This is a genomic window from Ruegeria sp. ABD4_443, from assembly GCF_056160865.1.
In genome coordinates, this window is record NZ_JBSWYA010000001.1 from 344,809 (window position 1) to 368,423 (window position 23,615).

Below are 23,615 nucleotides of genomic sequence, written 5' to 3' on the forward strand. Positions count from 1 at the left end.
TGGGGGTCCGCTTTTCGTTTGGGCGCATCTCCTCTCGACAGCGGCCCCGCCGTCAGGCTATCAGCCCGCAACACTCTTTCAGCCCCGAGGTTTGCGCCATGATCCCCAGTTCCTTTCCCGACAGCACCGAAATCGCCCGCCTGACCGCGCGGATGCTGCTGGAGATCAAGGCCGTGCATTTCAACGCGCGAGAGCCGTTCACGCTGGCATCGGGTCTTCCCAGCCCCACCTATATCGACTGCCGCAAGCTGATTTCATACCCGCGGATCCGGTCCACGCTGATGGATTTTCTGACCGTCACCGTCATGCGCGATGCCGGTTTCGAAGCTTTCGACAACATCGCAGGCGGCGAGACTGCGGGCATCCCCTTTGCGGCCATGGTCGCCGAACGCATGGCGCTGCCGATGACCTATGTGCGCAAGAAACCCAAGGGCTATGGCCGCAACGCCCGCATCGAAGGCGCAATGAGCGAAGGCGAACGTGTGCTGCTGGTCGAGGACCTGACCACCGATGGCGGCTCGAAACTGTCTTTCGTGGACGCGATCCGCGAAACTGGCGCCACCTGCGGCCACACGGCGGTGATCTTCTATTACGGCATATTCCCCGAAACCGAAAAAACGCTGGGTGATCACGGGGTCAAACTGCACAGCCTGTGTACATGGTGGGACGTTCTGGCCGAGGCCAAGGCGCAACAGGCGTTTGACGAAGAAACCCTGAGCGGGGTCGAGGCGTTTCTGAACGACCCGCGCGGCTGGCAAGAGGCCCGCAAGACCTGAGGCCAGCACCGGCCTGACCCCGCTGCCGATACAGGCTGCGGGATCGGGCCAGCCCACAATATGTTGACGCAGCCCCTTCGCGTCCGTCAATATGGAGGGGACTGGAGATATGCACAGCCTATCCCCAGAAAACATACAATTTGCCACGACTCGCAAGGCCGGGCTATGGACCTTGTCCCAAGGGACGGTGAGAGCAGCAATGAACGAGATCAGCAGTATCGAACAGGCGGCGGCACAGATTCAAAACGCCGAAACCATGCCCCATTCCATCGAGGCCGAACAACAGCTTCTGGGTGCGATCCTGACCAACAACGATCTGTATGACAGGGTCGCCTCGGTCATCGGGGCCGAGCATTTCTTTGACCCGGTCCATGCCCGCATCTACGAGGTGGCGGCCGCACGTATCGCAAAGAACGCGCTGGCCTCTCCGGTGACGCTGAAATCCTTCATGGCCGAGGATGAGGGGCTGAAAGAGCTTGGCGGCCCGGCCTATCTGGCCAAACTGGCCGGTGCCTCGATCAGCGCCTTTGCCGTGCATGACTACGCCCAGATGATCTATGACCTTGCCATTCGGCGTGAGCTGATCCGGTTGGGCCGCGATATCTCGGACAAGGCCGCCCGCGTGGACGTGGCCAGCGAGCCCAAGGAACAGATCGTCGAAGCCGAACAGCAGCTGTACCAGCTGTCCGAGCAGGGTCAGACCGAACAGGGGTTTCAGTCCTTTCTCAAGGCGGTGACCGAGGCGGTCAACGTTACCAACGAGGCCTATCAGCGTGGCGGCGGGATGGCCGGCATCTCGACCGGTCTGGCCGATCTGGACAAGCAGCTGGGTGGCCTGCACCCGTCGGACCTGATCATTCTTGCCGGTCGTCCCTCGATGGGGAAAACCTCGTTGGCAACCAACGTGGCCTTCAACGTCGCCAAGGCCTATAAGCGCGGGTTGAAACCCGATGGCACCGAGGGCGCGGTTGATGGCGGCGTGGTGGGTTTCTTCTCGCTTGAGATGAGCGCCGAACAGCTGGCGGGCCGGGTTCTGGCCGAGGCATCCGAAATCTCGTCCCACAAGATCCGTCAGGGCGATATGACCGAGGCCGAGTTCCGCCGCTTTGTGGATGCCGCCAAGACGCTTGAGGCCTGCCCGTTGTTCATCGACGACACCCCGGCCCTGCCGATTTCGCAGCTGGCCGCGCGGGCGCGGCGACTAAAGCGGACGCATGGGCTGGACCTTTTGGTGATCGACTACCTTCAGCTGTGCCGTGGCATGGCCGACAACCGCGTCAACGAGATCGCCGAGATTTCGATGGGCATGAAGGCCATTGCCAAGGAACTGAACATCCCCGTCATCGCCCTGTCACAGCTGTCGCGTCAGGTCGAAAGCCGCGATGACAAGCGCCCGCAATTGTCCGACCTGCGGGAATCGGGCTCGATCGAGCAGGATGCCGACGTGGTCATGTTCGTCTACCGCGAGGAATATTACAAAGAACGTGAAAAGCCCGGCGATCACGAGCTGGACAAGATGGAAGAGTGGAAGCAGGCGATGGAGCGCCTGCATGGCAAGGCCGAGGTCATCGTCGGCAAGCAGCGCCACGGCCCAATCGGCACGGTCGAGCTGTCCTTCGAGGCTCAGTTCACCCGCTTTGGCAACCTGATCAAACCCTGGCAGCAGGGCGGCGAGATCGAAGGGTACTGACCCCCAACTACCACAATTCCGGTTTGTTCAGTGCGGAAACACAGCGCGACGGCCCGACAAGCGGTGCCAGAGGCTGCCCGTTCAGCGCCTGCCCAAGCCAGCCATGCGGGTGGCTCAGCGGCAATGGCGGGCTGGCCTGATCTTCGGTCAGCGGCTGAAAGCCCGTTTTGACGTAATAGGCCGGATCGCCATAGGTCATCGCCACATCAACCCCGTCGGCGCGCAGCCTGTCCAGGCCGAACCCGATCAGCTTTTGCCCGACGCCCTGCGCCTGATGGTCCGTCCGCACGGCAACCGGCGACAGGATAAAGACCCGCCGCGGGTCCTGCACGAATTCCAGCCGGGAAAACAGGATGCCGCCCAGCAAGGCGTCACCTGTGCGGGCCGAAAAGACATAAAGCGCCTCGGGGGGCGTGTCGGCCAACATCTCTTGGACGAATGCGCCGATGGCCCGGCCTTCGTCCTCGCCTTCAGAGGCCGTGAATACATCCGCGAATAGCTGTGCAAACTGTTGCGGTTGGTCGGTCATTCCGGCGACAAGTTCCATAGGCCCCCCTTGGGTCGAGTTTCCCAGTTCTGACGGTTCGTTACTGTTGCATCGCCGTGGGGCAACCTCAATGGCGGGCAGCCGAAATCGGTCGACGATCTGCCCTGCCCCGCGCTTTTTGTGCCGGGGCCCGCACAATCGCCTGCGCGGCGCTTTCCGCGAATGCCCGCCCGTTTCCCTCGGGTTTGCGGCCGGTTTGGGCCGATAGCGGCGACAAGCCTTGCAATAGCGGGCGCAAATGCGGCTTTCCCTCTTGACCTTCGGATTGGCAATGTCATGAACAGACCCATGAGTACCGCACGTTTGACAATCAATCTTCAGGCCCTTGCCAGCAACTGGCGGGCACTGGATGCGATGACAGAGGTCGAGACCGGCGCCGTGGTCAAGGCCGATGCCTATGGGCTGGGCGCAGGCCCCGTGGCCGACACGTTGGCCGAAGAAGGCGTGCGCAAGTTCTTTGTCGCCGTGGCCGAGGAAGGCGCCGCCGTGCGCAAGGCCATTGGCCCCGGTCCGATGATCTGCGTGTTCTCGGGGCATATGGAGGGCGATGCCGACCTGTTGCGCGCCCATGACCTGACCCCGCTGCTCAATTCGCCTGAGCAGTTCCAACGCCACGTTCAGGCGCTGCCCGACCATCCGTTCGGCATTCAACTGGACAGCGGCATGAACCGGCTGGGGCTGGAACCCGCCGACTGGGCCGAATTGCGCCCGCAGGCCGAGGCGCTTAACCCCGTGGTCGTCATGTCCCACCTCGCCTGCTCGGACGAGCCCGACCACGCGATGAACCATCAGCAATTGCAGGCTTTCCGCGACATGACCGACGGTATCTCCGCGCCGCGGTCGCTGGCGGCGACCGGGGGGGTTTTGCTGGGGTCAGAATTCCACTTTGATTTTTGCCGCCCCGGCATCGGCCTCTATGGCGGCATGCCCTTTGCGGCGGCCAAACCGGTGGTGACGGTCGATCTGCCGGTGGTCCAGATCCGCACGCTCGAGGTCGGGGAAGCCGTCGGCTATGGCAACAGCTGGACCGCACGCAGGCCGTCGCGCATCGCCACGGTCGCGGCTGGCTATGCGGACGGGCTGCACCGGGCCATCGGCGGCGGCATCGACACGTTTGCAGGCGGCCAGCCCTGCCCGGTGGTCGGGCGCATCTCGATGGACCTGATCACGGTCGACGTCACCGACCTGAGCCACGCGCCCGACCGGCTGCGCATCCTCAACGGCCATCAGACGGTGGATGACCTGGCCGAGGCGGCCGGGACCATCGGATACGAAATCCTGACCTCGCTGGGCAGCCGCTATTCGCGGGGCTACGTGGAATGAACCCCATCGCCTGGCTTGCCGAACTGGGCCGTGCGGTCCTGAGCCTGTTTTCGGCCTTTGGCCGTGTGACCCTGTTTGCGCTGGACGCCGTTTCGCATATCTTCCGACCGCCCTTTTACCCGCGAGAGTTCGGGATGGCGCTGCTGAATATCGGCTGGCTGTCCCTGCCGGTCGTGGGCCTGACCACCATCTTTACCGGCGGCGCGCTGGCCCTGCAGATCTATGCCGGTGGCGCGCGTTTCAACGCCGAGGCCGTGGTCCCCCAGATCGTCGCCATCGGCATGGTGCGCGAACTTGGCCCCGTCATGGTCGGCCTGATGATCGCGGCCCGTGTCACCTCGTCGATCGCGGCCGAGATCGCCACCATGAAAGTGACCGAGCAGATTGACGCGCTGGTCACCCTGTCGACCCACCCGATGAAATACCTGACCGCCCCGCGCGTTCTGGCCGCGCTGATCACAGTGCCGGTTCTGGTTGCGGTCGGCGACATCATCGGCATCGCGGGCGGCTATGTGGTGGCCACGCAAAACCTGGGCTTCAACCCGGCGGCTTATCTGAAAAACACGGTCGATTTCCTGGAACCGCTCGACATCCTGTCGTCGCTGGTCAAAGGCGCGGCCTTTGGCATGATCGCGGCCATCATGGGGTGCTATTTCGGCATGCATTCGGGCCGCGGCGCACAGGGCGTGGGCCGGGCCACCAAAGGTTCGGTCGAGGCCGCCGCCGTGCTGATCCTTGCCGCAAACTTCGTTCTGACAGGGGTGTTCTTCTCGCTATGATCCGAATGGAGAACGTGCATAAGGCCTTTGACGAAAACCACGTCCTGCAAGGTATGAACCTTGAGATCCCAAAGGGCACGTCGATGGTCATCATCGGCGGCTCTGGCACGGGGAAATCGGTTGCGCTGAAATGTATCCTCGGCCTGATCCAGCCTGACAGCGGCTTGATCTATGTCGACGGAAAAGACGCCAGAAAAGGCGACCGGGATGCGTTTCTGGCGCGGTTTGGCATGCTGTTTCAGGGCGCGGCCCTGTTTGACTCGCTGACCGTCTGGCAGAACGTCGCCTTTCGCCTGCTGCGCGGTTCGCTGAAACGCCCCGCGGATGAGGCGCGCGAAATCGCCATCGAGAAACTGCGCCGCGTGGGTCTGAAAGCAGACGTCGCCGACCGGTTCCCGGCCGAACTGTCAGGCGGCATGCAAAAACGCGTGGGCCTGGCCCGTGCCATCGCCGCCGAGCCCGAGATCATCTTTTTCGACGAGCCCACCACGGGCCTCGACCCGATCATGTCCGGCGTCATCAACGACCTGATCCGCGAGATCGTGACCGAGATGGGCGCAACCGCCATGACCATCACCCACGACATGAGTTCCGTCCGCGCGATTGCCGACAACGTGGCGATGCTGCACGGAGGTGTGATCCAATGGACCGGGCCTGTGGGTCAGATGGATGCCTCGGGTGATCCTTATGTAGAGCAGTTCATCAGCGGGAGTGCAGAAGGGCCGATTGAGGCGGTGCGTTAAGCTCTCTCCGCCTCGCGTTCCTGCTTTAGCTGATCATACGCGCGCTTAGCGTAGTCATAGCGCAATAGATACTGCCCGGCGTTTATCACAAAGTCGGGGGTTTGAATGCGTATCGCATCAAACACTTGCCGAAGATGTGTACCGGAAACCGGGATGTAGCCGGGGTCTTCACCAGAAAACTTGTTGAATAGACGTCCACCAAACCATCCGGCCCTTTTTCGTGCGCGATCCGTTTCGTAGAGCCGGAAATGCAAAACACCAAAGAGCTGCTCTCGGTCAAACGGTAATCTGTCTGCTGCAGCACTCCCAGCAGAAAAGACAGCATTTAAGCCGTCAGTTCCCGCAGCAGCGATTCCTTTGCTCAACGCGGATGGGCCATTTACGATCTTTATTATAGGGTCAGGCACTGCAATCTAAAGCTGATTAATTTAAGACTTACTTAAACTTACACTCAACTCAAGCGGCCGCAACTCAGAACTTGCCGCAGATCCTTCCACTCATTAGGTATTCAATAGCCTTACCAAAAATCTTGTTCATGACCCTACGCCTCGCCACCCTCTCGCTCCTGATCTTCTACCCCATCGCGTGGTTCGCCCCACTGATGCGCGCGGGCCTCCTGCCGATCTTCGGCCTTTCGGAAATCAGCGTCATCACTGGCCTCCAATCCTTGTGGAAATCCGACATCATCCTTGCGCTGGTCGTCACCGTTTTCGCGCTCTTTGCGCCCTATATCAAAACCATCGGCACCGCTTTGGTTCAATGGGACCTGCTGGACCCGCGTGTTCAGCCTGCGCTGAACATCATGGGCAAGCTCGCCATGGCCGATATTTTCCTGATCGCGCTCTATATCACGCTGGCCAAGGGCATTTCTTACGCCACCATAGAAACCGCATGGGGGCTGTACCTGTTCACGGCCTGCATTCTGGCCTCGATCGGGCTGGGCTACGTTACCGAACTGCAATCTAAATCACGAACCGCCCCGAGATAATTGATTGGAAACGCAAAACTTGCTATCATGACAGCCATTCGAGCAGTTGTGTTTTGAGAGTTTTGCGGGTCCGCGGCGGACCGACCTGCTTGGTTGTTGGTTCCTTCGCTTCCGACCCGGATTGTACCGGTTTCGAAAGGAGAAGGACTGCCATGGCCGCCCTCCACGCAATTACATTACAAGCCCAAACCATTTTTCTGCGCGTCACGTTGTATTTCATTTGTGCCGCGGCGCTGTTTGCCATTGCCGCCACGCTGCTGGCGGCGACGGGGGTCTGGCCGTGGCTGTCTCTTCAGGCCGGGTTGGGCGATGTCGCCATTGCCAATGCAGGGACCTATGTCCAGATCGGCGTGACCTGCCTGATCGTGATGCTGGTCTTTTACCTGCCCGCCAATGCCCGGATCATGGCGCTGGAGACTGCGCATCGCAGCTTTTCTCTCAAGATGCAGGATGTGGTCGACGCCTACCAGACGGCCCATGCCGCCGACCGCAGCGGCGCCTTCGCGCTGGCCTCGGAATTCGATGCGGTCAAGGAACGCATGGCCTTTCTGCGCGATCACCCCGACCTGCAGGCGCTGGAACCCGATGTGCTGGAACTGGCCGCACAGATGAGCAAGGTCAGCCAGGAACTGGCCCAGACCTATGGCGATGACAATGTCAGCCGGGCCCGCGGCTTTCTGCATCAGCGCCAGCAAGAGGTCGAAACCTTTCAGCAAAGGATCGAGGACGCCCAGACCATCCTGCATGAATTGCAGCAATGGACCCGCGACATCGAAATCGAGGAATCCATTGCTCGTTCGCAACTGACACGCCTGCGCGATGAATTGTTCGAACTTCTGCCCGAATTGTCGGCGCAGCTGACCGTTCCACCGGATGGCAGCGACCCCGATGCCGCCAGCATCATTGCCATGTCGCGACCTCCGCGCGCCGCCGAATAGGCGCCACCGGCGCCTGCCGCGGACGATGGCCCCATGGGGGCCTGAGGACACGGCCGCCCACCGGCGGTGAAGACAGCCCACAAGGGCTTGAAGAACCGCCCATCCTCGGGCACCAAGGGCGGCATGGCAAAGACACCTTCCTTCACCTGCTCGGCCTGCGGCGCCTCGCATACAAGATGGTCCGGGCGCTGCGACGCCTGCGGCGAATGGAACACCATCGTTCAGGAAACGCCGCTTTCGTCCGGCCCGGCCAAAAAGTCGCTGGGCGGCAAACGTGGCCAGGCCATCGCGCTGTCGGACCTGGCGACCGAGGAAACACCCCCGCCCCGCACCCTTTGCGGGGTCGAAGAATTGGACCGGGTCCTGGGGGGCGGCCTTGTGCCCGCCTCGGCACTGCTGGTGGGCGGAGACCCCGGCATCGGCAAATCCACCCTGTTGCTGCAAGCCGCTGCACGTTTCGCGCGCGCGGGCGTCAAAACCATCTATGTCTCGGGCGAGGAAGCCAGCGCCCAGGTCCGGATGCGGGCCCGCCGGTTGGGCCTGCAGGACGCGCCCGTTCACCTGGCCGCCGAAACCAATCTGCGCGATATTCTGACCACGCTCGAGGCGGAAAAGCCCGGCCTGGCCATCATCGACTCGATTCAGACCATGTGGGCCGACAATGTCGACAGCGCGCCCGGCTCGGTGTCACAAGTTCGCGCCGCAGCCCATGAATTGACCACGTTTGCGAAACGGCACGGTGTTTCGATCATCATGGTCGGCCATGTCACCAAGGACGGCCAGATCGCGGGCCCCCGCGTGGTCGAACATATGGTCGACACGGTGCTGTATTTCGAAGGCGAGCGCGGCCACCAGTTCCGTATCCTGCGCGCGGTCAAAAACCGCTTTGGCCCAGCGGATGAGATCGGCGTGTTCGAGATGACAGGCAAGGGATTGGCGCAGGTCACCAACCCCTCGGCCCTGTTTTTGTCCGAACGCGGCACCCCCAGCCCCGGATCGGCCGTATTTGCCGGTATCGAAGGCACCCGCCCCGTGCTGGTCGAGCTTCAGGCGCTGGTGGCCCCTTCGCCCCATTCGCAACCGCGCCGAACGGTCGTCGGCTGGGACAGCGGACGCCTTGCGATGATCCTTGCCGTGCTCGAAGCGCGCTGCGGAATTCCCTTCACGGGGCTGGATGTCTATCTGAACGTGGCCGGAGGGCTGAAAGTCAGCGAACCCGCCGCGGACTTGGCCGTTGCAGCCGCATTGCTCAGCGCCCGCGAAGACACCGCCCTGCCCGCCGATACCGTCGTATTCGGAGAAATCTCGCTATCAGGGGCACTTAGACCTGCATCGCAAACCGAAAACAGGTTGAAAGAAGCGCAAAAACTTGGTTTCACATCCGCAATAGCTCCGGCTGGGGGCAAAACCGGCACTGTGGCAGGTCTGACACTCACCCGACACACTGATTTGGTGGGGTTTGTTGGCGAAACCTTCGGAGCAGGTTAAAGTCGCGCCCTGAGGGGCAGCAAAAAGAACAGGCGAGGGCCATGGAAGGTTTTACAATAATTGACGGGGTGGTTGCCCTGATCGTCGTGCTGTCAGGCCTGCTGGCCTATTCGCGCGGCTTCATGCGCGAGGTTCTGGCCATTGCAGGCTGGGTCGCGGCGGCCGTGCTTGCATTCATCTTCGCACCGCAGGTCGTACCGCTGGTCAAGGAGATCCCGGTCGTCGGAGAGTTCCTGCGTGACAGTTGCGAATTGTCGGTGATCACCGGGTTTGCCGCCGTTTTTGCCGTTGCGCTGATCGTAGTCAGCATATTCACACCGCTGTTTTCGTCGCTTGTGCAACGCTCGGCGCTTGGCGGACTGGATCAGGCGCTGGGGTTCTTCTTTGGCATCGCGCGCGGCATCCTGTTGGTTGCAATCGCCTTTTTTGTCTATGACACGGTGATGACCGGCCAATCCTATACCATCGTCGACGAAAGCCGTTCGGCACAGGTGTTTGACCAGTTCAGCAGCAAGATCGAAGAACAAAACCCCGAGGCCGCACTGGGATGGGTCACCAACCAGTACGAGGATCTTGTCGCCAGCTGCACCGCGGGCACAGACGGCTAAGCACGGCCTTCAGGCCGCATCGCACAGAACAAACAAGCCCGGCCTCAGGACCGGGCTTTTTTCTGACCGTCAGGGCCGGGTCATTCGGGGCGCTGCCCGGCTCAGATGAACCCTTCGCCGCCGCATTGGGCGCACCGGGTTGCCTTGAGACCGAAACAGCCGTCACAGCGGCTGGATTGCGGGTTTCCCAAGACGTCCCTGCCCTTGACCACCTCGCCCGACCCCTTGCAGATCTGACAGGGCGCGCGCCCCTGCCCGCGACACCGGTGACACCGCCGCTTGACCGGGGCTTGTTTGTTGGGTGCAGGTCTGTTTTGCCACATATCGCTGTCTCGTCCGAAACCCTGTTTCGCCCGTGTTGCCGGGCTTGCCCCCATGACAGCACAAGGCGCGAAAAAAGTCATCTTTTTGCGCCCAGGGCCGCGGGGCCTGTGAAAAACAGGCAACGGAAAAACAGGATTTGTGATCCTTTGATGACAGGGGCAGCGTTAGGCATTATGTGAGACCCGAACCGCCACGGAATCGGAGCCGCCGATCTTGTTATTTCTGTTTTTCTTCGCGCTTTTTGCCGTGTCCGCCGCATTGGCGGTCAAGGTGCAGCCAGCGCCAGCAATCAGAAGTCGGGACCACATTGCACAGGCAGGCCGCCGCTGGGTGTCGCGTAAACTCAACATGACAATGTCATAGGTATTGGAGCCCGTACATGTGTGGGATATTGGGGATCGCAAGCAGGACACATGATGTCTTTGCGGAAATCTATGACGGTTTGCTGATGCTTCAGCATCGGGGACAGGATGCGTCGGGGATTGTAACCTATAACGGCGAATTCTTCCGCGAGAAAAAGGCCAACGGCCTGGTCAAGGACGTGTTCAACAGCGCCGATGCCGAAACCCTGCTGGGCAAGGTGGGCATGGGGCATGTGCGTTATCCGACCGCGGGATCGCTCAGCGCCGCCGAGGCGCAACCGTTCTTCGTAAACGCCCCCTACGGCATCTACCTGGTCCACAACGGCAATATCACCAACACCGCCGAACAGCGCGAGAAGGTGACCGGAAAATACAGCCGCCACCTGCGGACCACCTCGGATTCCGAAATTCTGCTGAATGTGCTGGCCGACAAGGTTGCCGATGCGATCAAGGTCAACGGCAACGCCGAACCTATTCGCAACCTGTTTGCCGGGGTGAAAATGACCATGGAACGGGTCCAGGGCGCCTATTCGGTCATTTGCCTGGTGGCCGGTGTCGGCATGCTGGCCTTTCGTGACCCGTTCGGCATCCGGCCCCTGTCGGTTGCAAAACGCGCCACGGATGGCAATGGCGATGATTATGCCTTTGCGTCAGAGGATGTGGCTTTTGGTATCAACGGGTTCGAAAAGCTTCGCGACCTGAACCCCGGCGAGGCGATCCTGATCGACCTCGAAGGCAACATGCACACGTTCCAGGCGGTCGAGGGCAAGCTGACCCCGTGCATTTTTGAATATGTCTACCTGGCGCGACCCGATTCCCTGTTGGATGGCGTGTCGGTCTACAAGACACAGATGCGCATGGGGCAAACCCTGGCCAGGCAGATCCAGGACTCCGGGCTGGATATCGACCGGATCATCCCAGTCCCCGACAGCGCCCGCCCTGTCGCATTGGAAGCGGCAAAGATCACCGGCATCCCCTACCGCGAAGGCCTGGTCAAGAACCGCTATGTCGGGCGCACGTTCATCATGCCCGGCCAGGCCGAACGGCAGAAATCCGTGCGTCGCAAGCTGAACGCGGTTCCGCTGGAGTTTGAGGGACACAACGTGCTGCTGATCGACGATTCGATCGTGCGGGGCAACACCATCAAGAAGATCGTACAAATGTGCCGGGAAGCCGGCGCCAAGAAGGTCTATATCGCCAGCGCCTCGCCGCCGGTGAAATACCCCAATGTCTATGGCATCGACATGCCCACCAAGCATGAGCTGATCGCAAACGGCAAGGACATCGAAGAAATCCGCCAGGAACTGGGCGCAGATGCGCTGTTCTATCAGCACCTGGATGACCTGATCTGGGCCGCGAAAGAGGGCAATCCCGAGATCGAGGCCTTTGATTGCTCGTGCTTCAACGGCCAGTACATCACCGGCAGCGTCAGCGAAGACTACTTGGACAGTTTGGAAAACAGCAGCCGCGCTAGCCAGAAAAAGGATGACATGCAGGTCGTCGGCGGGTCGTGGAACGCGGCCAAGCTGGCTTCGGGTTAAGTCACGGCCTGAATGCGGGCCGCCCCCTGCCCGCCCGCGCAGCGCGAATCACGTCGGTGTTCCGGCACCCGCCGAGGGTGCCCCCGTTGTGACCTGACCCGAGCTTTCCTGGATTGGTAATTTTCCGCCTACAGCCGGAAGAAGAACCCGGCGCGTTTGCAAGGGCTTCCGGTTCTTGGGTCGCTGGGCCGAAACAATTGCCCCAGCGGAAGCCTTTTGTTTCGCAGGCGCCCTTGCTATCCGACCGCCTTCAACCACGCATCACAAGGGACCCGGGCTTTGGTACGGGTCGTATCTTATGTCGAACACCACAGTCGCAAGCACGGCCACGCAGAAAAATGTGCTTCATAAACATTCGGTCTCGGTCCTGGGTGTTTTTGGGCCAGGCGCGGATATGCGCGCCCTGATGCGCCTGTCCTCGGGGCGGGTAAAAGAGGTCAAGACCGGCAGCCGCGTTGCGTCTGGTACGGTGGTGGCCATTGATGAGCATGGTGTCATGGTGCGACAAAGCGGCCAGACCCGCCGGATCACGATCCCCGGCAGTTGATCCTGCCTTGACGCCCCGCGCCTGTCGGTTCAAACCGCCTGCATGACCGATCAGACCAAAATCGCCCTTGTCACCGGGGCCTCTCGCGGATTGGGCGCTGCCCTCGCCGAGGCGCTGGCCCCGCACTACCACATCGTCGCCGTGGCCCGGACCACTGGCGGGCTGGAGGAGCTGGATGACCGTATCCAGGCCAAGGGCGGCTCGGCAACGCTGGCGCCGATGGACATCACCGACCCCGATGCGATGGCCACCCTGTGCCGCGGCATCCATGATCGGTGGGGCAAGGTGGATCTGTGGTTGCACACGGCCATCCACAGCTCGGCCCTGACGCCTGCGCATTTCGTTGATCCCAAGGAATGGACCAAGGCACTGGGGACCAACGCCACGGCAACCTCGGTCCTGATCCCTTATGTCGCGCTGCTTTTGGGCGAAGAGGGACACGCCGTGTTCTTTGACGACCCCCGCGCGGGCGAAAAATTCTATGGGATCTATGGCGCGACCAAGGCGGCGCAAATGTCGTTGGCCCGAAGCTGGGCGGCGGAGACCGAGCGCACCGGCCCGCGCGTGTCGATCGTCGAGCCTGCCGCGATGCCCACCGCCGTGCGCGCACGGTTCCATCCGGGCGAAGACCGCGAAGCGCTGACCAGCCCGGCAGATGCCGCCGCCGAGATTTTGGCCAAACTGTGAATTGGCCCGTACCGGGCCATGCCTCCGGCGGGGATATTTTTGGCCAGATGAAGCGGGCGGGTTACGCGATATGAACGCCGTTGCGCCCGGCCAGATCGACGAAAAATTGCCACGCAACCCGGCCTGAACGGGCCCCTCGGGTGGCCTGCCATTCGATTGCTTCGGCACGCAGCGTATCGGCCGCGACCGTAACGCCATATGCCGCGCAGTAGCGGTCGATCATTGCGAAGTATTCGTCCTGATCGCAAGGGTGGAAGCCCAGCCACAAGCCGAACCGATCCGAGAGCGAGACTTTTTCCTCGACCGCCTCAGAGGGGTTGATCGCGCTGGAGCGTTCATTCTCGATCATGTCCCGCGGCATCAGGTGGCGGCGGTTCGACGTGGCGTAGAACACCACGTTTTCTGGACGGCCCTCGATACCGCCGTCAAGAACGGCCTTGAGGGATTTGTAATGCTGGTCATCATGGCTGAAGGACAGGTCGTCGCAGAACAGGATGAACCGGTAAGGTGCGGCGCGCAGATGGTTCAGCAGACGTGCGACTGATCCCATGTCCTCGCGCTGGAGCTCGACCAGCTTGAGGTCCGGGTGATCGGCCTGCAATGTACCGTGTACCGCCTTGACCAGGCTGGATTTTCCCATTCCCCGGGCGCCCCAGAGCAACGCGTTGTTGGCCTTGAACCCGGTTGCAAAACGGCGGGTATTGTCCAGCAGCGTGTCGCGGGACCTGTTGATGCCGACCAACAGGTCCAGATCGACCCGGCTGACCTGTTCGACCGGCGCAAGGCGATCGGGGTCCACCTGCCAGACAAAAGCGGGGGCCGAGGCAAAATCAGGAGCTGCCCGCGGCGCCGGTGCCATGCGTTCTAGCGCCTCGGCGATACGGTTCAGGGCTGCTGGGTCGTCCATTCGGGGTCTCCGGTCTTGGTCGGCTGTGCGCGGCGGCGTATGTGCCAGGCGCGCCCAATTACGCGCCTGATCACCAATAGTCGATGCGTTACTTTTCGTCTTCGTAATCTTGCATCATGTCGGCATCCGCCTCGGCCTCTTCATCGTCGTAATAGCCGTCGGCGCGCAATTGCTCTTCGCGCTTTTTCTCGACACGGGCGACGAGGAAGATCGAGATTTCGTAGAGGCCATAGACCACGACAAACAGGATGATCTGCGTGATCACGTCGGGGGGGGTTACGATGGCCGCCAACACAAGGATTGCCACCACGGCATATTTTCGAACGGCCCCCAAACCTTCGGCGCTGACCAACCCGGCCTTGCCCATCAGGGTCAGCAAAACAGGCAGTTGAAAGCACAGGCCAAAGGCCACGATGAACTTGATCGTCAGGTTCAGATATTCCTGGGCCGAGCCCTGAAACACCACGCTTAAGGGTGCCCCGGTGGCGCCCTCTGCAACCGCTTCCCCCTCGGTTCCGAATTGCTGGAAACCAAGGAAGAAGTCATAGGCCAGAGGCGTCACGACGTAAAACGCAAAACTGGCCCCCAACAGAAACATGAAAGGCGAGGCCAGCATAAATGGCAGAAACGCGTTCTTTTCCGACCGGTAAAGTCCCGGCGCCACAAACCGCCACATCTGCATTCCGATATAGGGAAAGGACAGGATGAACCCGCCCAGCAGCGAGACCTTGATGGCCACGAAGAAACCTTCTTGTGGCGAGATGAAAATAAGGTCGCAATCCTGGCCGCGTTCCGACAGCACATCACAGAGTGGCTGGGTCAGAAAGTTGAAAATCGGCGTGGCCACGGTGAAGCAGATCACCATGCCGATCAGGAACGCCACGACACAATGGATCAGGCGCGTGCGCAATTCGGTCAGGTGTTCGATCAAAGGGGCAGAGCTGTCCTCGATCTCGTCGGTCTTGGTCATGTCTTGCTTTCGGTATTCAGCGCGGCTTCGGCTTCTTCTGCCTTTGCCAACGCATCAGCAGCTTCTCTGGCCTTGCGCTCGGCTGCCGCACGGGCGGTCGACGCCTGGATCTTCTTGGCTTGCTCGGCCCGTTCGGCGGCAAGCTTGCCCGTTTCGCTGTCAGGATCGAACTTGGTCGGGTCCATGCTTTTTGCCATATCCTGCGCGGCCTGTTTTACCCCGTCCATGGCAGTGCCGACCGGGTTGGTTGCGGCGGTCAGACCCTTGCGAATGTCGTTCACGCCAGCCTCGTCCGCGGCTTCGTTCATGGCATTCGAAAATTCGCGGGCCATGCCGCGGGCTTTGCCGACCCATCGGCCAACATTGCGAAACAGCACCGGCAGGTCCTTTGGCCCCACCACGATCAGGGCAACGACGCCGATGACCAAAAGCTCGGTCCAGCCCAGGTCAAACATACCGGATCAGACCTTGTCCTTGTCGGAGTCGGGCGTGACGTCCTTGGCCAGCTCGGACACGTCCTGTTCGATCTCTTCGGTGCCGTCCTTGACGCCCTTTTTGAACGCTGTGATGCCTTTGCCCACCTCGCCCATCAGGGAACTGATCTTGCCGCGGCCAAACAGCACCAGCACCACAACGGCAATCAGCAGCAGACCGGGAAGGCCGATATTGTTGAGCATGTCTTAATCTCCTTGTTCACCGGCGCCACGCGCACCGGGTATTCGTTTTCAAGACGTGTTTACGCCCGCGCACCGCGCCGCAAAAGAGAGGTAGATCAAAATTGACCGTCAATTACCCCTGCAAAGACCGGTTTTTCAGGACTGGCCTTTCTCAACTGACAGGTTTATGTCAGTTGGACCCGGCTAAATCGTGACCACACACCCTGGTCAACGGAGATTCACATGACCCAAGTTGCAGAAATCGTCACCTTTTCGCTGGCGGACGGCGTAACCCCGGATGCGTTCGTAAAACTCAGCCAGGCGACCGAAGCTTTCGTCCGTGCGGCACCCGGCTTTGCTCATCGCCAGCTCAGTCAGGGCGCGGACGGGCGTTGGACCGACTATGTCATCTGGCAGGACATGAAAGCCGCACAGGACGTGGCAGCCCAATTCCCGCAACAGGATTTCGCCCCTGCCCTGATGGCTGCCATTCAACCCGACAGCGTCCGGCTGCGCCATGAGAATGTGCTATGGAACATGACCGCCTAGGCGCGGCCCGGACGGCGTGACATGCGCCGCACGGATCGCCTGTTCGACATCATCCAGATCCTGCGTGACGGCAAACTGCACCGCGCGCAGGACATCGCGGACCGGCTCGAAGTGTCGGTCCGCACGATCTATCGCGACATGGACACGCTTGCCGCCTCGGGCGTGCCGGTCGAAGGGGAACGCGGTGTCGGATACTTGGTGCGCGAGCAGATCACCCTGCCCCCGCTGAACCTGACACCTGCCGAACTCGAGGCGCTGAATCTCGGCATGGCCATCGTGGCCCAGGCCGCCGACCCCACCCTGAAAACAGCCGCCGAGTCGCTGGCCGACAAGATCGACGCCGTCCTGCCCACACAGGTCGTTGCCGAAGCCGATGCATGGAAATTCGCCGTCTACCCCTTTGCCGATGCCGCGCGCGCGCTGGCGCATATGGCGCCGATCCGCACCGCCATAAAATCCCGCCAGAAACTGCACCTGTCTTACCGCCGCATAGACGGCAGATTGACCGAACGCACCATCCGCCCGCTCCACATGGAATATTGGGGGCGGGTGTGGACACTGACCGCGTGGTGCGAGTTGCGCGACGGGTTCCGCGTCTTTCGCATCGACCTGATCGAATCCGTCACGCCGCTGCCTGAAATCTTTGCTGACGAACCGGGAAAACGGCTAAGCGACTATGATCCTCAGACCTGATCCGCTCTTCATCTGGCCAAAAATATCCCCGCCGGAGGCATGGCCCGGAACGGGCCATCCCAGCGAGCTACCCGACAGCCCTCACTTCAGGTACGGCTCGGGATCAACCGATTCGAACCCTTTGCGCACTTCGAAATGCACATAGGCGTTGTCGCCGCCGCGCAAAGCCGCAATCTTTTGCCCGCGCCGGACACGATCGCCTTTCTTGACCGTGATCCCGTCGACATTGGCATAGACCGTCAGCAGGTCATTGGTGTGTTTGACCACGATGATCGGCACCTGGTCGGCATCCGCGGTGATCGCGGCAACCGTTCCGGCCTCGGCGGCGTTGACCGCCGAACCGGGCGCCGCTGCGATATCGATGCCTTCGTTCTTGCCCTTGTCATAGGTGCGCACGATCTTGCCGGTTACGGGCAGGCCCAGGGCCGCCGTGCTGGTATTGGTGGGCGCCTCGGCCGTCACATCCGGCGCAGGCGTCGCAGCCGCCACATCCTGTTCGGGCAAGGGCTGGGTGGCGCTTGGCGGCGTCGGGGTCGGCGACCCTTCGCCCGGCGCGGTCACCGCGGCCGCCCCCGCACCCGCAGCGGCACCGGCAGCCGCGCTGTTGCGCGGGGCCGCCTGATCCTTGACGGGTATCAGCAGGTACTGCCCCTCGCGCACGGTGAAATCGGACCCCAGCCCATTCCACTCGGCCAGCGATTCCACTGGCACCTGGTACAGTCGGGAAATGGTATAGGCGGTCTCGCCCCGCTTGACCTTGTGCCGGATCGGCTCTGGGCCCGCAGGCACCGGCGCGGGGGCCGGTTTGGCGGGTTCCAGCGTCGATGTGCTTACCGACCCGGACTCGGGCGCCTGGTCAATGGCGTTCGAGGCCAGCGATTCGATGTCCACCCCGGTGCCGCTGCCGCCGACCGAGCGCGGTAGGGCCAGAACCTCGCCTTCGCGCAACGTATCGCCGGGGTTCAGACCGTTGAATGTCGCCAGCTCGCTTGCCGGCAAACCGACACGGGCAGCTATGTCACTGACGGAATCGCCCCGCTGTGCCACGGCAACCTGGTAGGTCGGATAGGTGATCACGCCACGCGCATCCGTGGCGGGGCGGCTGGTGGTTGCCGATTGCGCGGCCTGGGTGGTGGAAAACCCGCCCAACTGCCCCCGCAGGTCATAATCCAACGGGCCGTTACACCCGGCCAGGACCACCAGGGCGGCAATCGCGGTCGTGCCGCGGCGCATGGCTGTTTTGCTCACTGCTCTCATATCACTCACTGTCCTCGCACCTGCCCCTGTTTGCCGGGGTTCCGGCGCTCAATTCCGAAAACGTCTTTCAGACCTCGTCCTTCCCAAGCCCCTCAAGAAGGGGCACGAAACGGACGGGCAACAATTCATCATAGTCCAGGCCGTCTTCGGTTCGCCTGACCCGTATCAGGGTCTGAACCGCATCCGACTGCCCCACGGGCAACACCATGATACCGCCGATTTTAAGCTGCGCCAAGAGCGGCCCGGGCGGGTCCTCGGCGGCGGCGGTGACTATGATCCGATCAAACGGTGCCTGTTCGGGCAGACCAAAGGACCCGTCCGACAGCATAGCGGTGACATTGGTCAGCCCCAGGTCACGAAACAGCTGCCCGGTTTCCCGCACCAGGCGCTTGTGCCGTTCAACCGTGTAAACCCGCCGCGCCAGCTTGGCCAGGATCGCCGCCTGATAGCCCGAGCCTGTTCCGACCTCCAGCACCGTATCGCGCGGGCGCACCTGCAGGGCCTGCGTCATCAGCCCGACGACCGAGGGCTGGCTGATCGTCTGGCCGCAGGTAATAGGCAGCGGCGTATCCTCATAGGCCCGGTCAGCAAACAGCCCGCGCACGAACCTGCCCCGGTCGACCTGCTCCATCGCTGCAAGAACACGGGCATCCGTCACCCCGCGCGAACGCAGGGCAAACAGGAACTGCATGATTGTCTGGGGATCAGGCCCGGTCATTCGATCGCCTTCAACGCCTCCAGCGCGTCATGCGCGGTCAGATCGGCGCGCATCGGCGTCACCGAGATATACCCGTCCAGATTCACCGCCGCATCCGTCCCCGGCGCGGTCGGATTGTGCTGATACCCGCCCTTGATCCACAGGAACCGCCGCCCCGAAGGCGAGCTGTGCGGCTCGACCCCGAAATGCGTGTCGCGCCGGAACCCCTGCGCGGCAACCCGCGTTCCGCGCACGGCATCCGCTGATACCGGCGGGAAATTCACGTTGTAGAACAGCCGGTAATCGCCCTGGGTTTCCGGCATCGCCGCCAGGATGCGCCGCACCAGGTCCGCGCCAAAGCGCTGCGCGGCTTCGAACGGGTTATCCAGCCCAAGGTTTGCCGGGCCGAAATATTGCGACAGGGCAATGGCCGGAACGCCCTGCAGGGCGGCCTCCATCGCGCCACCAATGGTTCCCGAATACAGCGTATTCTCGGCCGAATTATTGCCCCTGTTCACACCTGAAAGAACCAGATCGGGCTGCGCATCCTTCATCACGTCATGCAAACCCGCCAGCACGCAATCCGCGGGCGACCCTTCGGCGGCAAAGCGTTTCTCGCCCAGCTTGGCGACCATCATCGGGTGGGTATAGCTGATGCAATGACCGACGCCCGATTGCTCGAATGCAGGCGCGACCACCCAAACCTCGCCCTCGGGGCCAGCCAGATCACCGGCAATCGCCTCAAGCACCGCAAGGCCCGGCGCGTTGATACCATCATCATTGGTCAGAAGAATTCGCATGACTTCGCCTTACCCCCGCGTTTTGCCCTTGATAGACCCGCCCCTGCGCTGCGGCAAGCAAGGGACGCGCGCAATCTGCGGCATTCAGGCACCACTTGCCCGCAAACTGCGTCAAATGCCGGTCAGGCCGGGAAAACAAAGCACCTGTCCCGGCGCACGGTCAGCCACATGACCCGCCCCGGCTTGGGCACAAAGACATTGGGCACGGTCGCCTTGAGGATCGACCCGTCGTAATCCATGCGGAATTCCACAAGGCTTTCATTGCCCAGAAAACGGGCCCGTTCAACGACCCCGCGCGCGGCGACGCCATCGGCCGGTGTCGGGGCCGGGCCTTTGCCGTTGCGATCAAAATCCAGCCTGACATGCTGTGGCCGGAACACAATCTCGACATCTGTTCCGTCAGCGATCCCGGGCGCCAGAAAGCGGCCAAAGGGCGTCTGGGCCAAGGCCCCGTTTACCTGCGCCTGCAAGACGTTGATATCACTGAAAAACGCCACTGCGGCCTTGTCGGCGGGTCGGGTATATACGTTATAGGGCGCGCCCTGCTGGACGATCCTGCCCCGGCGCATCAGCGCAATCTCATCCGCCATGCGCATCGCCTCTTCCGGCTCGTGGGTGACCAGCAGAACGGCGGCGTCTTCCTGTTTCAGGATGGCCAAAGTCTCGTCGCGGATACCGTCGCGCAAGCGGTTGTCCAACCCCGAGAAAGGCTCGTCCATAAGCATGATGCGCGGACGCGGCGCCAGCGCGCGGGCCAGCGCCACACGCTGTTGTTCGCCGCCCGACAACTGGTGCGGAAAGCCGTCGATGAACCGGATCAGATCAACCTTTTCCAGCAACTCCTGGACGCGGGCGCGTTTTTCTTCCTTGCTGCCCTTCAGGCCAAAGGCCACGTTGTCGGCCACGCTCAGATGCGGAAACAGGGCGAAATCCTGGAACATCAGCCCGATCTGACGCCGTTCCGGAGGGACGCGGAACACCGTGTCGCAGATCAGCTTGCCATCAACATAGATTTCGCCCGAATCCTGCATCTCGACCCCGGCGATCATGCGCAGCGTGGTCGATTTTCCGCAGCCCGACGGCCCCAAAAGGCAAGTCACCTGCCCCGCCTGCACGGTCAGCGATACATCGTCCACAACAAGCCGGCCGCCAAACCGGCAGACCATGTTGCGGATTTCCAGACGCGGAGGGGCTGCCGTCACTGTCACCGATGTATCCCGTAGCAAAACCCGACTTCATCCACCGGGCCTTGGCGGGGATAACAACCCCGCCCCTTGGGTGCAAGGCATCAGCCACATGGCAGGTCCACACCACCGCAGAGGGCGCGTGCGAAACCGGTTCGGACGACAGGCATACAGACAAGGTTCAAGGACAGCCCCGGCGTTTTACGGTCAGGCCAAAAGATCAAACGGAACCCCGCCGCGCACCACACCGTTGACCTGGATGTCCAAACGATGCGCCCCCGGAACCAGCTGAAACGTTGTTGCGTCGGCCTTCAGCTTGTGACGCTTTGTCATTGTCAGGCCATCGCCTTTTAACACGCTCTGTTTCAACTTGAATACCTTGGATGAGGTTTTTCCCGTTGGACGCTGAAAATGAACGATATAATCGACCAGAACCCGTTGACCTTCCTGACCGTTCAACGTCACCGAAAACTCCAGCGCATCGCCGATCCGGGGGGCGCCATCAAGGCGGATATCGGCCGTGATATCGGCATCGGGGTCATACCCCTGCATCCGCATCGCGTCGGGGTGCCCATCCTTGATCAGCCCGCGCAGCGCATGGCCGGTCATCCAGTCCATTTCCCGCGCCGCCTGTCCGCCCTGGGCCCGCCAGTGGCGCAGCCGGTCCAGAACGATCGAAGGCTCTTTCTTGGCGATATCGTTAAGGTGATTGGCCACCGAGCGCGTCACGAAACGGGTAGGATCGCCATGCAACCGGTCCAGCAATGGCAGCGGATCGGACAGGCCAAGGCCGATCGCCTGCCCCCATGGCAAACGCGGTCGGGTGCCCTCGCTGACCAGGCGGCGCACATGATAGCTGGAATGCCCACACCATCCCTGCATTCGGGCCAGAACCCGATCGGGATGCGCGTTCAGAAAGGGCCTGATCGCCCATTCCATCGAAAACCTCTGGGTCAGCTCTGCCAGCACATCCAATGCCAGATCCGGGTGATCCAGACCCACGGCAACCACCCATTCCCCCAGCGGGGCAAAGATAAAGTCGCCGAAATCATCGTCGGTGCGCGTGGGGTCCAGCGGCGGTGGCAATGCCCGCAGGATGATAGGCGCGACCTTGGGCAAAGGCCCCGGCAGCGCGTTTTGCAGGCAGGCCGCGATCCAGGTCATGCGCTCTTTCAACTCCAGCTCGGGCAGACGCGACAGGACCTCGGCCTCGAACGTGGCGGCGTCGAATGACGGGGTTGCGCCCGCGAAAAGGCCCGCCAGATACCGGGTCCTTTCGGCGTTGAACAACTGATCCTTCAGCGAATATCCCTGCGCCATGGTCCGGCCATCACATCGTCAGGTTGGTCGCGCCGCCATCCAGCAGGATATTCTGGCCAACGATAAACCCGGCATGTTGCGAACAGAGAAAGGCGCAGGCAGCGCCGAATTCCTGCCGCGTGCCATAGCGGCGCGCAGGGATCGTTTCGGCCCGGCTGGCCCGCGCCTCGTCCAGAGAGATGCCCTGTTGCGCGGCCACGCCGCCATCCAGCGCATCGGCCCGGTCCGTTGCATGGATACCGGGCAGAAGATTGTTGATCGTCACCCCTTTGGGCGCCACCTGCCGCGCAGTGCCGGCCACATAGCCGGTCAGGCCGGTGCGGGCCGCGTTCGACAGGCCAAGCACCGCAATCGGCGCGCGCACGGATTGCGAAGTGATATTGACCACCCGGCCCCATCCCTTGTCCATCATCCCCGGCAGCAAAGCCTTCATAAAGGTGATGGGCGTCAGCATATTGGCATCCAGCGCCTTGATGAAATCGTCCCGGTCCCAGTCCGACCACATGCCCGGCGGCGGGCCGCCCGCATTTGTCACCAGGATATCAACGCCTTGCGCGGCCTCGATCACCTGTTCCTGCCCCTCGGGCGTGGTCACGTCACAGGCGACCGCGCGCACATCGACGCCGTGGTCAGACCGCAACTGCGCCGCCGCGGATTCCAGCGCATCGGCCCCGCGGGCGTTCAGCACAAGGTCGACACCAGCCGCCGCCAGTGCTTCGGCACAGCCCAGACCAAGCCCCTTGCTTCCGGCACAGACCAGCGCGCGTTTTCCGTGAATTCCCAGTTCCATGTGATCCTCCCCATCTGTTGCTGCTGCATGTCTAGCACCGGCCAGACAGGGAAGACCAGAAACCAAACCGTGTCAGTAAAAGAACTCTTCCCGAACGATCTTGCCATTGGCGACGTGGTAAACGCCCACCTCTTTCATGTCGAAGCTCTCGCCCGACGCCTTGACCTTGCCCTGCACCTCGAAAATGACGGCAAAACGGTCCTCGCCATGCGGAAGCGGGTCGCTGACCGAGGCGCCAGACACCTCATGCGCCCCTTCCCACCATTCGTGTTTGCCACGGATGGCGTCGATACCCTTGGTTTCACGGCCCATGCCTTCGAAATCCTGCCCCTCGACCGAAACGGCATCGGGCGCATAAAGCTTATCCAGGTTTTCCTTGGCCCGGTCTTCGCGGCATCCGGCAACCAGTTCGTCGGCAATTTCTTTCAAATTCATCGATCCACTCCACCAA

The 23,615-nt window shown here is 61.9% G+C and carries 27 protein-coding genes; 14 read left to right on the forward strand and 13 right to left on the reverse strand.

What is annotated here, in order from left to right; all coding sequences use genetic code 11:
- The first annotated feature begins 98 nt into the window (after positions 1-98).
- The gene (locus ACXAG8_RS01710) at positions 99-776 is read left to right on the forward strand and encodes an orotate phosphoribosyltransferase (RefSeq protein ID WP_475221624.1); all 678 of its coding nucleotides are present in this window, start codon (positions 99-101) and stop codon (positions 774-776) included.
- Positions 777-975: 199 nt separating this feature from the next.
- Positions 976-2,466, forward strand: a complete 1,491-nt coding sequence (locus ACXAG8_RS01715) for a replicative DNA helicase (RefSeq protein WP_475221625.1) — start codon at positions 976-978, stop codon at positions 2,464-2,466.
- 7 nt (positions 2,467-2,473) lie between these two features.
- Here ACXAG8_RS01715 and ACXAG8_RS01720 read toward each other — a convergent pair whose 3' ends face one another.
- Complete coding sequence (locus ACXAG8_RS01720) at positions 2,474-3,013, reverse strand: GNAT family N-acetyltransferase (protein WP_475221627.1); 540 nt, start codon at positions 3,011-3,013, stop codon at positions 2,474-2,476.
- 288 nt (positions 3,014-3,301) lie between these two features.
- On the opposite strand from ACXAG8_RS01720, the gene alr reads away from it, so the two are divergent.
- Genes alr through ACXAG8_RS01735 form a run of 3 tightly spaced genes read left to right on the forward strand, consistent with a single transcriptional unit; the run spans position 3,302 to position 5,858 of the window.
- On the forward strand, positions 3,302-4,336 hold the full coding sequence (gene alr, locus ACXAG8_RS01725; RefSeq protein ID WP_475221629.1) for an alanine racemase: 1,035 nt from the start codon (positions 3,302-3,304) through the stop codon (positions 4,334-4,336).
- Positions 4,333-5,115, forward strand: coding sequence for an MlaE family ABC transporter permease (locus ACXAG8_RS01730; protein WP_475221630.1), 783 nt, complete (start codon positions 4,333-4,335; stop codon positions 5,113-5,115). The genes alr and ACXAG8_RS01730 overlap by 4 nt, the downstream gene beginning before the upstream one ends.
- Positions 5,112-5,858 (forward strand): ABC transporter ATP-binding protein, encoded by a 747-nt coding sequence (locus tag ACXAG8_RS01735; protein ID WP_475221631.1) that lies wholly within the window; start codon positions 5,112-5,114, stop codon positions 5,856-5,858. The genes ACXAG8_RS01730 and ACXAG8_RS01735 overlap by 4 nt, the downstream gene beginning before the upstream one ends.
- Here the strand turns inward: ACXAG8_RS01735 and ACXAG8_RS01740 are convergent.
- The gene (locus ACXAG8_RS01740; protein ID WP_475221633.1) at positions 5,855-6,223 is read right to left on the reverse strand and encodes a hypothetical protein; all 369 of its coding nucleotides are present in this window, start codon (positions 6,221-6,223) and stop codon (positions 5,855-5,857) included. The genes ACXAG8_RS01735 and ACXAG8_RS01740 overlap by 4 nt on opposite strands.
- A gap of 170 nt (positions 6,224-6,393) precedes the next feature.
- On the opposite strand from ACXAG8_RS01740, the gene ACXAG8_RS01745 reads away from it, so the two are divergent.
- The 7 genes from ACXAG8_RS01745 (at position 6,394) to ACXAG8_RS01775 (ending at position 13,341) form a co-directional block, all read left to right on the forward strand.
- A complete protein-coding gene (locus ACXAG8_RS01745; RefSeq protein WP_475221635.1) occupies positions 6,394-6,846 on the forward strand; it encodes a paraquat-inducible protein A in 453 nt (150 codons plus the stop codon).
- A 152-nt stretch (positions 6,847-6,998) separates the two neighbouring features.
- Positions 6,999-7,784, forward strand: coding sequence for a DNA repair protein (locus tag ACXAG8_RS01750; protein WP_475221636.1), 786 nt, complete (start codon positions 6,999-7,001; stop codon positions 7,782-7,784).
- A gap of 123 nt (positions 7,785-7,907) precedes the next feature.
- Positions 7,908-9,272 carry a DNA repair protein RadA gene (gene radA / locus ACXAG8_RS01755; RefSeq protein ID WP_475221638.1) on the forward strand — a complete coding sequence of 455 codons (1,365 nt, stop codon included), beginning with the start codon at positions 7,908-7,910 and terminating at the stop codon, positions 9,270-9,272.
- A 41-nt stretch (positions 9,273-9,313) separates the two neighbouring features.
- Positions 9,314-9,880 (forward strand): CvpA family protein, encoded by a 567-nt coding sequence (locus tag ACXAG8_RS01760; protein ID WP_475221639.1) that lies wholly within the window; start codon positions 9,314-9,316, stop codon positions 9,878-9,880.
- Between the two features lie 703 nt (positions 9,881-10,583).
- Complete coding sequence (gene purF, locus ACXAG8_RS01765) at positions 10,584-12,107, forward strand: amidophosphoribosyltransferase (RefSeq protein WP_475221641.1); 1,524 nt, start codon at positions 10,584-10,586, stop codon at positions 12,105-12,107.
- Between the two features lie 298 nt (positions 12,108-12,405).
- Entirely contained in the window at positions 12,406-12,654 is a 249-nt protein-coding gene (locus ACXAG8_RS01770) for a hypothetical protein (protein WP_475221642.1), read from the forward strand.
- Between the two features lie 42 nt (positions 12,655-12,696).
- Positions 12,697-13,341, forward strand: a complete 645-nt coding sequence (locus ACXAG8_RS01775; RefSeq protein ID WP_475221644.1) for an SDR family NAD(P)-dependent oxidoreductase — start codon at positions 12,697-12,699, stop codon at positions 13,339-13,341.
- Between the two features lie 61 nt (positions 13,342-13,402).
- On the opposite strand, the gene ACXAG8_RS01780 is transcribed toward ACXAG8_RS01775, so the two are convergent.
- From ACXAG8_RS01780 to ACXAG8_RS01795, 4 genes are all read right to left on the reverse strand, one after another.
- A complete protein-coding gene (locus ACXAG8_RS01780; protein WP_475221646.1) occupies positions 13,403-14,248 on the reverse strand; it encodes an ATP-binding protein in 846 nt (281 codons plus the stop codon).
- Positions 14,249-14,336: 88 nt separating this feature from the next.
- Positions 14,337-15,218, reverse strand: coding sequence for a twin-arginine translocase subunit TatC (gene tatC, locus ACXAG8_RS01785; RefSeq protein WP_475221648.1), 882 nt, complete (start codon positions 15,216-15,218; stop codon positions 14,337-14,339).
- Complete coding sequence (gene tatB / locus ACXAG8_RS01790; RefSeq protein ID WP_475221649.1) at positions 15,215-15,673, reverse strand: Sec-independent protein translocase protein TatB; 459 nt, start codon at positions 15,671-15,673, stop codon at positions 15,215-15,217. The genes tatC and tatB overlap by 4 nt, the downstream gene beginning before the upstream one ends.
- A gap of 6 nt (positions 15,674-15,679) precedes the next feature.
- Positions 15,680-15,895 (reverse strand): twin-arginine translocase TatA/TatE family subunit, encoded by a 216-nt coding sequence (locus tag ACXAG8_RS01795; RefSeq protein ID WP_475221650.1) that lies wholly within the window; start codon positions 15,893-15,895, stop codon positions 15,680-15,682.
- Positions 15,896-16,117: 222 nt separating this feature from the next.
- Between ACXAG8_RS01795 and ACXAG8_RS01800 the strand changes: the two genes are divergently transcribed.
- Entirely contained in the window at positions 16,118-16,423 is a 306-nt protein-coding gene (locus tag ACXAG8_RS01800; RefSeq protein ID WP_475221653.1) for a hypothetical protein, read from the forward strand.
- Between the two features lie 21 nt (positions 16,424-16,444).
- Positions 16,445-17,116: a helix-turn-helix transcriptional regulator gene (locus ACXAG8_RS01805; protein ID WP_475221655.1), complete on the forward strand. Its 672-nt coding sequence runs from the start codon at positions 16,445-16,447 to the stop codon at positions 17,114-17,116.
- A gap of 81 nt (positions 17,117-17,197) precedes the next feature.
- Here ACXAG8_RS01805 and ACXAG8_RS01810 read toward each other — a convergent pair whose 3' ends face one another.
- The 7 genes from ACXAG8_RS01810 to ACXAG8_RS01840 form a co-directional block, all read right to left on the reverse strand.
- Complete coding sequence (locus ACXAG8_RS01810) at positions 17,198-18,373, reverse strand: LysM peptidoglycan-binding domain-containing protein (RefSeq protein ID WP_475221657.1); 1,176 nt, start codon at positions 18,371-18,373, stop codon at positions 17,198-17,200.
- A 67-nt stretch (positions 18,374-18,440) separates the two neighbouring features.
- Positions 18,441-19,091: a protein-L-isoaspartate(D-aspartate) O-methyltransferase gene (locus ACXAG8_RS01815; protein WP_475221659.1), complete on the reverse strand. Its 651-nt coding sequence runs from the start codon at positions 19,089-19,091 to the stop codon at positions 18,441-18,443.
- Positions 19,088-19,870, reverse strand: coding sequence for a 5'/3'-nucleotidase SurE (gene surE / locus ACXAG8_RS01820; protein WP_475221661.1), 783 nt, complete (start codon positions 19,868-19,870; stop codon positions 19,088-19,090). The genes ACXAG8_RS01815 and surE overlap by 4 nt, the downstream gene beginning before the upstream one ends.
- Positions 19,871-19,992: 122 nt before the next feature.
- Positions 19,993-21,036, reverse strand: a complete 1,044-nt coding sequence (locus ACXAG8_RS01825; RefSeq protein ID WP_475222397.1) for an ABC transporter ATP-binding protein — start codon at positions 21,034-21,036, stop codon at positions 19,993-19,995.
- Positions 21,037-21,261: 225 nt separating this feature from the next.
- Positions 21,262-22,374, reverse strand: coding sequence for a hypothetical protein (locus ACXAG8_RS01830; protein WP_475221663.1), 1,113 nt, complete (start codon positions 22,372-22,374; stop codon positions 21,262-21,264).
- Between the two features lie 10 nt (positions 22,375-22,384).
- Complete coding sequence (locus ACXAG8_RS01835; RefSeq protein WP_475221665.1) at positions 22,385-23,164, reverse strand: SDR family oxidoreductase; 780 nt, start codon at positions 23,162-23,164, stop codon at positions 22,385-22,387.
- A 72-nt stretch (positions 23,165-23,236) separates the two neighbouring features.
- On the reverse strand, positions 23,237-23,599 hold the full coding sequence (locus tag ACXAG8_RS01840; protein ID WP_475221666.1) for a SnoaL-like domain-containing protein: 363 nt from the start codon (positions 23,597-23,599) through the stop codon (positions 23,237-23,239).
- Positions 23,600-23,615 lie beyond the last annotated feature (16 nt).

Excerpts from the sequence above, each read along its gene's own strand:
- ACXAG8_RS01730 (WP_475221630.1), top strand. The coding sequence starts at position 4,333 with ATGAACCCCATCGCCTGGCTTGCCGAACTGGGCCGTGCGGTCCTGAGC.
- radA (WP_475221638.1), top strand. The coding sequence starts at position 7,908 with ATGGCAAAGACACCTTCCTTCACCTGCTCGGCCTGCGGCGCCTCGCAT.
- ACXAG8_RS01835 (WP_475221665.1), bottom strand. The coding sequence starts at position 23,164 with ATGGAACTGGGAATTCACGGAAAACGCGCGCTGGTCTGTGCCGGAAGC.
- ACXAG8_RS01745 (WP_475221635.1), top strand. The coding sequence starts at position 6,394 with ATGACCCTACGCCTCGCCACCCTCTCGCTCCTGATCTTCTACCCCATC.
- ACXAG8_RS01735 (WP_475221631.1), top strand. The coding sequence starts at position 5,112 with ATGATCCGAATGGAGAACGTGCATAAGGCCTTTGACGAAAACCACGTC.
- ACXAG8_RS01810 (WP_475221657.1), bottom strand. The coding sequence starts at position 18,373 with ATGAGAGCAGTGAGCAAAACAGCCATGCGCCGCGGCACGACCGCGATT.
- tatB (WP_475221649.1), bottom strand. The coding sequence starts at position 15,673 with ATGTTTGACCTGGGCTGGACCGAGCTTTTGGTCATCGGCGTCGTTGCC.
- ACXAG8_RS01720 (WP_475221627.1), bottom strand. The coding sequence starts at position 3,013 with ATGGAACTTGTCGCCGGAATGACCGACCAACCGCAACAGTTTGCACAG.
- ACXAG8_RS01800 (WP_475221653.1), top strand. The coding sequence starts at position 16,118 with ATGACCCAAGTTGCAGAAATCGTCACCTTTTCGCTGGCGGACGGCGTA.
- ACXAG8_RS01815 (WP_475221659.1), bottom strand. The coding sequence starts at position 19,091 with ATGACCGGGCCTGATCCCCAGACAATCATGCAGTTCCTGTTTGCCCTG.
- tatC (WP_475221648.1), bottom strand. The coding sequence starts at position 15,218 with ATGACCAAGACCGACGAGATCGAGGACAGCTCTGCCCCTTTGATCGAA.
- alr (WP_475221629.1), top strand. The coding sequence starts at position 3,302 with ATGAGTACCGCACGTTTGACAATCAATCTTCAGGCCCTTGCCAGCAAC.
- ACXAG8_RS01825 (WP_475222397.1), bottom strand. The coding sequence starts at position 21,036 with ATGGTCTGCCGGTTTGGCGGCCGGCTTGTTGTGGACGATGTATCGCTG.
- ACXAG8_RS01760 (WP_475221639.1), top strand. The coding sequence starts at position 9,314 with ATGGAAGGTTTTACAATAATTGACGGGGTGGTTGCCCTGATCGTCGTG.
- ACXAG8_RS01780 (WP_475221646.1), bottom strand. The coding sequence starts at position 14,248 with ATGGACGACCCAGCAGCCCTGAACCGTATCGCCGAGGCGCTAGAACGC.
- purF (WP_475221641.1), top strand. The coding sequence starts at position 10,584 with ATGTGTGGGATATTGGGGATCGCAAGCAGGACACATGATGTCTTTGCG.
- ACXAG8_RS01710 (WP_475221624.1), top strand. The coding sequence starts at position 99 with ATGATCCCCAGTTCCTTTCCCGACAGCACCGAAATCGCCCGCCTGACC.
- ACXAG8_RS01840 (WP_475221666.1), bottom strand. The coding sequence starts at position 23,599 with ATGAATTTGAAAGAAATTGCCGACGAACTGGTTGCCGGATGCCGCGAA.
- ACXAG8_RS01715 (WP_475221625.1), top strand. The coding sequence starts at position 976 with ATGAACGAGATCAGCAGTATCGAACAGGCGGCGGCACAGATTCAAAAC.
- ACXAG8_RS01795 (WP_475221650.1), bottom strand. The coding sequence starts at position 15,895 with ATGCTCAACAATATCGGCCTTCCCGGTCTGCTGCTGATTGCCGTTGTG.
- ACXAG8_RS01750 (WP_475221636.1), top strand. The coding sequence starts at position 6,999 with ATGGCCGCCCTCCACGCAATTACATTACAAGCCCAAACCATTTTTCTG.
- ACXAG8_RS01770 (WP_475221642.1), top strand. The coding sequence starts at position 12,406 with ATGTCGAACACCACAGTCGCAAGCACGGCCACGCAGAAAAATGTGCTT.
- ACXAG8_RS01830 (WP_475221663.1), bottom strand. The coding sequence starts at position 22,374 with ATGGCGCAGGGATATTCGCTGAAGGATCAGTTGTTCAACGCCGAAAGG.
- ACXAG8_RS01805 (WP_475221655.1), top strand. The coding sequence starts at position 16,445 with ATGCGCCGCACGGATCGCCTGTTCGACATCATCCAGATCCTGCGTGAC.
- ACXAG8_RS01775 (WP_475221644.1), top strand. The coding sequence starts at position 12,697 with ATGACCGATCAGACCAAAATCGCCCTTGTCACCGGGGCCTCTCGCGGA.
- surE (WP_475221661.1), bottom strand. The coding sequence starts at position 19,870 with ATGCGAATTCTTCTGACCAATGATGATGGTATCAACGCGCCGGGCCTT.